The sequence below is a fragment of the Streptomyces sp. NPDC023157 genome (assembly GCF_055560575.1).
Genome location: NZ_JBVHIL010000001.1, coordinates 1,284,836 through 1,291,922, shown reverse-complemented (window position 1 = coordinate 1,291,922; position 7,087 = coordinate 1,284,836). Strand labels below are relative to the sequence as shown.

The following is a 7,087-nucleotide window of genomic DNA, read 5'->3' as shown; positions in this document are numbered from 1 at the left end:
CGGATGTGGAAGCCCAGTAATGGGTGGAGCTGACCGGTACTAATAGGCCGAGGGCTTGTCCTCAGTTGCTCGCGTCCACTGTGTTAGTTCTGAAGTAACGAACTCGCCCCCCTGTGGGGGTGCGGCTTGAGTTCAACTTCATAGTGTTTCGGTGGTCATAGCGTTAGGGAAACGCCCGGTTACATTCCGAACCCGGAAGCTAAGCCTTTCAGCGCCGATGGTACTGCAGGGGGGACCCTGTGGGAGAGTAGGACGCCGCCGAACAATCATTGTGGGAAAGCCCCGCACCTTATGGTGCGGGGCTTTTCTGCGTTTACGGGCAGTTCCGGGCGGGGCGGCGACCCTGTCCACGTACCCCTGTGGGGCTCCCCGGCCGAGAGCCCCACAGCTGGATCAGAGGCGGCCGGCGGCCTTCAGGGCCAGATAGGCGTCCGCGAGGGCGGGGGCCAGGTTGTCCGGCGTCGCGTCCACGACGGTCACTCCGTGACGCTGAAGCTGCTCCGCGGTGCGGAGACGCTGGGACTGGGCCTGCGTGGCGGCCGCGGCCTCGTAGACGCCGTCGAGCGTGCCACGGGCGGCCGCCATGCGGGCGATGTGCGGATCGGCGACGGAGGCCACCAGCACCGTGTGGCGCTGGGTGAGCTGCGGCAGGACGGGGAGGAGGCCCTCCTCGACCGGAGCCGCCTCCAGACCCGTGAGCAGGACGATCAGCGACCGGCGGGGAGCGCGCGCGAGAGCGGTGGCCGCCAGGCCGCGGGCGTCGGTCTCGACGAGCTCGGCTTCGAGCGGCGCCAGGGCGTCGACCACGGCGGGCAGCACGTCGCTCGCCGAACGGCCCTGGACCTGGGCACGGAGCCGGCGGTCGTAGGCCAGGAGATCCACCCGGTCGCCGGCGCGGGAGGCCAGGGCGGTCAGAAGGAGCGCGGCGTCCATCGAGGCGTCGAGGCGGGGGATGTCGCCGACGCGGCCGGCCGCAGTGCGGCCGGTGTCGAGGACGACGAGGATGTGCCGGTCCCGCTCGGGCCGCCAGGTGCGGACGGCGACGGTGGTCCGGCGGGCGGTGGCCCGCCAGTCGATCGAACGGACGTCGTCCCCGGGGACGTACTCGCGGAGGCTGTCGAACTCGGTGCCCTCACCGCGCGTCAGAACACTGGTGCGGCCGTCCAGTTCACGCAGGCGGGCCAGGCGCGACGGCAGGTGCTTGCGGCTGGCGAACGGTGGCAGGACCCGGACCGTCCAGGGCACCTCGTGGTTGCCCTGGCGGGCGGCCAGGCCCAGCGGGCCGAACGAGCGGACGGTGACGCGCTCGGCGCGGTGGTCGCCGCGGCGGCTGGGGCGCAGGGTCGTGGCGAAGCGGCGGCGTTCACCGGCCGGGACCGTCAGCTGCTGCCGTGCGGGGGTCTGGGTGCTGCTCGGGGGCCAGGCGTCGCGGAGTTGGGCGCGCAGGCGGCGGCGGGACCGGTTGGTCACCGTGAGCTGGACGTCCGCGCCGTCACCTAGTCGAACGCTTGTATCACCACTTCGAGTGAACTGGAGCGTTCTCACTGGCGCGGCCAGCGCGTAGTCGCACAGAATTGCTAGCGAGAGGGGCGCGTTCACCGCGAGCATCCCTGCCCAACTGGGGGCGAGGATGCCGACGGGGAGCGATCCGAGGGCGGCGAGCAGCGCGGTTTGTCCGGTGAGGGCCATGGGGCGCCGTTCTCAGCGGGGTACGGGGACGTGGGCGAGGATCGAGTTGATGACGGAGTCGGAGGTGACTCCCTCCATCTCGGCCTCGGGCCGCAGTTGGACGCGGTGACGGAGGGTCGGCAGGGCCAGGGCCTTCACATCGTCCGGGGTGACGTAGTCCCGGCCGGTGAGCCAGGCCCAGGCGCGGGCCGTGGAGAGCAGGGCGGTGGCTCCTCGGGGGGAGACGCCGAGAGTGAGCGAGGGGGAATCACGCGTGGCGCGGCAGATATCGACGACATAGCCGGCGATCTCGGGGGAGACCGCCACCTTGGCCACGGCCTGGCGGGCGGCCTCGAGTTCGGCGGGGCCGGCGACCGGACGGACCCCGGCGGCCTTCAGGTCGCGCGGGTCGAAGCCCTCGGCGTGACGGGTCAGGACGCTGATCTCGTCCTCGCGTGAAGGCAGCGGGACCGTCAGCTTGAGCAGGAACCGGTCGAGTTGGGCCTCGGGCAGGGGATAGGTGCCCTCGTACTCGACCGGGTTCTGGGTCGCGGCGACCAGGAACGGCTCGGGCAGCGGCCGGGGTTGGCCGTCCACGGTGACCTGACGCTCCTCCATGGCCTCCAGGAGGGAGGACTGGGTCTTCGGAGGGGTGCGGTTGATCTCGTCTGCGATCAGCAGGTGGGTGAAGACCGGGCCGGGCTGGAAGGAGAACTCGGCGGTCCTGCTGTCGTAGACGAGGGAACCGGTGATGTCGGCCGGCATCAGGTCAGGGGTGAACTGGACGCGCTTCGTGTCGAGTTCGAGAGCGGAGGCGAGCGCCCGGACGAGGAGGGTCTTCGCGACGCCGGGGACGCCTTCGAGGAGGACGTGCCCCCGGCAGAGCAGGGCGACGACGAGACCGGTGACGGCGGGGTCCTGGCCGACCACGGCCTTACCGATCTCGGTGCGCAGGGCCTCCAGGGAGTCGCGTGCGCTCTCCGAGGTCGTGACGGTCTCGGGGGTCGTGACGGTCTCGGGGGTCGGGGCGCTCATGAAGTGCGTACCTCTCTTTCGAGGGCGTCGAGTTGGTCCGCCAGGCGGATGAGGGCGGCGTCGTCGGCGGGAGCCGCGCCGAAGAGAAGATCCCGGCGGTCCACGGCGGTCGCGGGGACCCGGGCGGAGAGTGCGGGAAGGAGGAGCTCGGCCGCGTGGGCGTCCTGGACGGGGACGCCGAGGAGCGGGGCGAGGCGGGTGCGGGTCGCGGTGCGCAGCACGGTGGCGGCGCGGTCGCGGGCGTCGGCCTTGCGGTAGAGGCGGGCGCGGCCCTCGGTCGCTTCGGAGGCGCGGACGGCGACGGGGAGGCGTTCGGCCACGAGGGGGCCGAGGCGGCGGGCGCGCCAGACGGCGGCGAGCAGGGCCGCGACGGCGAGCTGCAGCGTGCCCCACAGCCAGCCGGACGGGATCAGGTCGAGAAAACCGGTGCCGGTGTCCTCGGACTCGGCGTCGGCCGGGACATCGGTCAGCGAGGGGAGGTACCAGACGAGATGGGGCCGGGAGCCGAGGAGTTGCATCGCGAGGGACGCGTTGCCCTGTTGGTCGAGGCGCTTGTTGGAGAGGAGTTCGGGGGAGCCGAGCAGCACGGTGTCGGCGGTGCCCTGGCCGGGGACGCGGACCAGGGTCGGCAGGCCGTCGGCGTAGTAGCAGCTGTCGGCGGTGGTGTGGTCGGTGACGTAGCGCTCGCCGCCGAGGTCGACGCTGCCGGCGCGGGTCGCGGCGGTCAGCGTGCAGGCGGGTTCCAGGGCCGCCACCGGGGCGTCGTCGCTGGTGGTGAGGCCGGGGACCAGGGTGCCGAGGGACGGGGTGCCGGCGCCGAGCAGGACGGTGCGGGCCGCCGAGCCCTTCATCGCCCCGTACAGGGTGGACTGCTGGGCGTCGGAGAGCAGGTCCGGTGCGGTGACGAGGAGCGTGGTGTCCGCGCCGGTGGCGGCGGTGGCCCCGGCGAGGGTGGTGGTCACCTCGACGGAGACGCCCTGGGCCTTGAGGAGTTCCGCGAGGGCCCGGCTGCCGTACGGGTCGGCCGAGCGCGGGTCGAGGCGGCCGTGGTGCTCGGACGAGTGCATCGTGGCGAGGACGATGCCGCCGATCAGGATCAGGGCGCCCAGGAGGAGGGCGCCGCGTGCGCGGGCCCATATCTGGCGGGGGGTGAGCGAGGTCGAGGTGGCGCTGGTGGCCGGCCGGCTCATCGGGGGGCCTCTGTGAAGGCGGTGGCGCCGGTGGCCGGTTCGAGGGACGGCTTGGTCCGCTCCACGGCGGTGTCCAGCTGCTCGACGCGCCGGTACGCGGGCTCGTCGGCGGTGCGGCCACCGTACGTGACGTCGTCGAAGGCGCGGGCGGCGGAGCGCAGACCGTCGGCGTGCGCGGGCAGCGACCGGCCGGCCTCCGCGGCGGCCTCGTCGGCGGTGCGGCCGGGGCGCGGGTCGAGCAGGGCGCGCTCTTCGAGGGAGCGGACGATCGCCCGCATCCGCTCCTGGACGGCCTGGTTCCACTGGCCGGCGGCGGCGTGCCGGGTGGCGGCCGCGCGGTGTTCGGCGGCGGTCCGGGGGCCGTCGTCGAAGAGGGAGTCGCCGCCGGTGGAGGCGGGCGACCGGTGGGGCGTGCCGAGGCGCCACCACAGGGCGCCGATCACGGCGAGCACGACGACGACGATGGCCACGACGCCGACCACGCCCCCGGGGGTGACCCCGGAGGCCGAGTCGAAGAGGCGCCCGACCCAGTCCCAGAAGCGGTCGAGGCCGCGCTGGAGCAGGTTGGGATCGTTCTCGTGGTACATCGGTTTGGACAGTTCCCGCTCCGCCGCCTCCTGGGCGGGGATGCGGGGGATGTCCACCGGTACGTCGCCGGCCGTGCCCCCCGTGACCGTCACGCCATCAGCCCCCGTAGCCGGGCAGACCGGCGGCCCGGGCGAGCTCCAGGTCCAGGGCTTCCCGGCGGATGCGCTGGTCGACGTAGAGGAGCGCGGTCACGCCCGCGGAGATCGGGTAGGTGATCGCGTTGACGATCACTCCGCCGATGCCGGTGATGATCAGGAACGACCAGCTGTTCTCGGGCGTGGTGCCCGAGAGGAGCCCGCTGAAGCCGCCGTCGCTGGCGCCTATGGCGATGGCCGCGAAGGGGATCGTGATGATCATCGCGACGAGGAAGATCAGCAGCTGGGTGAGGATCGTGATGCCGAAGATGCGCCACCAGGAGCCCTGGACCAGCTTGGCCGAGCGCTTCAGCGACGTGAACACGCCCTGACGCTCCAGCATCAGCGCCGGGGAGGCGAGGCTGAAGCGGATCGTCAGCCAGATGACCGTCACGAAGGCGGCGACTCCGCCGAGGACGGAGAGACCCACGCCGCCCGCCCCGCCGAGGAGCATCCCCGGCAGCAGGCCGACGAACATGAGGCCGGCGCTCATCAGGGCCACCAGCAGGGTCAGCCCGAGCAGCGGCAGCAGCCGTGGCCGCGCCTCCTGCCAGGCGGTGCCGAGGGTGACGGGCCGGCCCAGGACGGCACGGCTGATCACCACGGTGAGCAGGGCGGCGCACACCAGGGTGGCGACCAGCATGATCAGGTAGGCCGGGCCCATGCCGATCAGGCTGCTCTGCATCGCGTCGGCGGACTGCTGAAGCTGCTCCGACGGGCTCGCGTCCGGGTTCACGGCCGGAGCGGCCGGCACGAGATAGCGCTGCGCGAGGATGTCGGCGACCTGGCCGATCACGGCGACCGTGACCGAGATGGTCAGCACCGTCTGCCAGTAACGGCGCATCGTCGTCACGGCGCCGTCGAGGATCTCGCCCATGGCGAGCGGGCGCAGCGGGATCACTCCCGGCTTCGCGGCCGGCGGCCGGCCCCACTGGTTGTACGGGGGCTGCTGGCCGCCCCAGCCCGGGCTGGACTGCGCCCGGGCCGGCGCGGGGGCGCCGGGGGCCGGGGCGGTCGGCGGCTGCCACTGGCCGGCGGGCGGCTGGTCCTTGGACCACTGAGGGGCGGAGCCGTTCGCGTCGCCGGGCGAGGCGGGCCGGGGAACACCGGAACCGTCCTGGCCGTCGGAGGGAGCAGATCCGGGCGAGGTCCAGCCCGGAGTGTCGTTCACGGTCGTCCACCTCGAGGAATGGTCGCGGGGCCGGATCGGCGAACCGGCTCGGTCACTGCGGCCTCCCGCCTGGCAAGGCGACGGGCCGGGAGCCATCGTGCCACGCGGGACCCGCCAACGGACGGGCGCTGTCCCGCCTGGTGCCTTCTCCTGACCCCTGGAAGGCGGGCGGCCGAGGGGCGAGATCGTTTACGAGGTGCCAGCCGGTCGGTAGCGCGATGACCGTCGTCTCCGCCCGCGTGTTCGCTGGAACCACCCGAGGCGCGATGGGTGCTCCGCGGGCGGGGCTCACACGTGGACATCGCGATCTACGAGTTCCCGGACAGCGTGACGAGCTGGAACGCGCCCGACGAGCAAGGTGCTCTCGGCGACCGGTGTCAGCTCCGGCATGAGGCGTGACGGTCGGGCCGGCGGTCTTCGAGTTCCTTGGCTCTGGGATGTGGCAGGCCCCGCAAGGTACGGTTCGGGGCGACCACGGGGGTCACGGGGCTGACATCCATGTCTGACATCGACACCCACAGACACCGGCGGTTCACGGCGGGCAAACCCGGACGTCGCCGCAGGTCGGTGAGGTATCTCACCAGCCGCCTTGAGACTGATACGGAAATGGGATGATGTCGATATGAAGGGACGCGTTCTTGTCGTCGATGACGACACCGCACTGGCCGAGATGCTCGGGATCGTGCTGCGTGGTGAGGGTTTCGAGCCGTCGTTCGTTGCGGACGGTGACAGGGCACTCGCTGCTTTTCGGGAGGCCAAGCCGGATCTCGTGCTGCTCGATCTGATGCTGCCCGGTCGGGACGGTATCGAGGTCTGCCGGTTGATCCGGGCCGAGTCCGGTGTGCCGATCGTCATGCTCACGGCCAAGAGCGACACGGTCGATGTCGTGGTGGGTCTGGAGTCCGGGGCCGACGACTACATCGTCAAGCCGTTCAAGCCGAAGGAGCTCGTCGCCCGGATCCGGGCGCGGCTGCGGAGGTCGGAGGAGCCCGCGCCGGAGCAGCTGGCCATCGGTGACCTGGTCATCGACGTGGCCGGGCATTCGGTGAAGCGGGACGGGCAGGCGATCGCGCTGACGCCGCTCGAGTTCGATCTGCTGGTGGCGCTGGCCCGTAAGCCGTGGCAGGTGTTCACCCGTGAGGTCCTGCTGGAGCAGGTCTGGGGCTACCGGCACGCGGCCGACACCCGGCTGGTGAACGTCCATGTGCAGCGGCTGCGCTCGAAGGTCGAGAAGGACCCGGAGCGCCCGGAGATCGTCGTGACCGTTCGTGGCGTCGGTTACAAGGCAGGGCCGAGCTGAC

The 7,087-nt window shown here is 72.1% G+C and carries 6 protein-coding genes and 1 rRNA gene; 2 read left to right on the top strand and 5 right to left on the bottom strand.

Annotation, left to right across the window (positions count from 1 at the left end; all coding sequences use genetic code 11):
• Nucleotides 1–147 precede the first annotated feature (147 nt).
• Nucleotides 148–264, top strand: a 5S ribosomal RNA gene (gene rrf, locus ACZ3ZE_RS05785).
• A gap of 129 nt (nt 265–393) precedes the next feature.
• Here the strand turns inward: rrf and ACZ3ZE_RS05780 are convergent.
• Genes ACZ3ZE_RS05780 through ACZ3ZE_RS05760 form a run of 5 tightly spaced genes read right to left on the bottom strand, consistent with a single transcriptional unit; the run spans nt 394 to nt 5,786 of the window.
• Nucleotides 394–1,689, bottom strand: coding sequence for a DUF58 domain-containing protein (locus tag ACZ3ZE_RS05780; RefSeq protein ID WP_467257489.1), 1,296 nt, complete (start codon nt 1,687–1,689; stop codon nt 394–396).
• Nucleotides 1,690–1,701: 12 nt separating this feature from the next.
• Entirely contained in the window at nt 1,702–2,703 is a 1,002-nt protein-coding gene (locus tag ACZ3ZE_RS05775; RefSeq protein WP_467257487.1) for an AAA family ATPase, read from the bottom strand.
• The gene (locus ACZ3ZE_RS05770) at nt 2,700–3,893 is read right to left on the bottom strand and encodes a DUF4350 domain-containing protein (protein WP_363293366.1); all 1,194 of its coding nucleotides are present in this window, start codon (nt 3,891–3,893) and stop codon (nt 2,700–2,702) included. The genes ACZ3ZE_RS05775 and ACZ3ZE_RS05770 overlap by 4 nt, the downstream gene beginning before the upstream one ends.
• Complete coding sequence (locus tag ACZ3ZE_RS05765) at nt 3,890–4,573, bottom strand: DUF4129 domain-containing protein (RefSeq protein WP_467257484.1); 684 nt, start codon at nt 4,571–4,573, stop codon at nt 3,890–3,892. Before ACZ3ZE_RS05765 ends, ACZ3ZE_RS05770 begins: the two co-directional genes overlap by 4 nt.
• Before the next feature lie 4 nt (nt 4,574–4,577).
• On the bottom strand, nt 4,578–5,786 hold the full coding sequence (locus ACZ3ZE_RS05760; protein WP_467257481.1) for a DUF7847 domain-containing protein: 1,209 nt from the start codon (nt 5,784–5,786) through the stop codon (nt 4,578–4,580).
• Nucleotides 5,787–6,408: 622 nt separating this feature from the next.
• Here ACZ3ZE_RS05760 and mtrA point away from each other — a divergent pair.
• Entirely contained in the window at nt 6,409–7,086 is a 678-nt protein-coding gene (gene mtrA / locus ACZ3ZE_RS05755) for a two-component system response regulator MtrA (protein WP_361179504.1), read from the top strand.
• Nucleotide 7,087: the final 1 nt, after the last annotated feature.

What these genes read in the sequence shown, in the direction of transcription:
- ACZ3ZE_RS05770 (WP_363293366.1), bottom strand. Translation starts at nt 3,893, where the DNA reads ATGAGCCGGCCGGCCACCAGCGCCACCTCGACCTCGCTCACCCCCCGC.
- ACZ3ZE_RS05780 (WP_467257489.1), bottom strand. Translation starts at nt 1,689, where the DNA reads ATGGCCCTCACCGGACAAACCGCGCTGCTCGCCGCCCTCGGATCGCTC.
- ACZ3ZE_RS05775 (WP_467257487.1), bottom strand. Translation starts at nt 2,703, where the DNA reads ATGAGCGCCCCGACCCCCGAGACCGTCACGACCCCCGAGACCGTCACG.
- mtrA (WP_361179504.1), top strand. Translation starts at nt 6,409, where the DNA reads ATGAAGGGACGCGTTCTTGTCGTCGATGACGACACCGCACTGGCCGAG.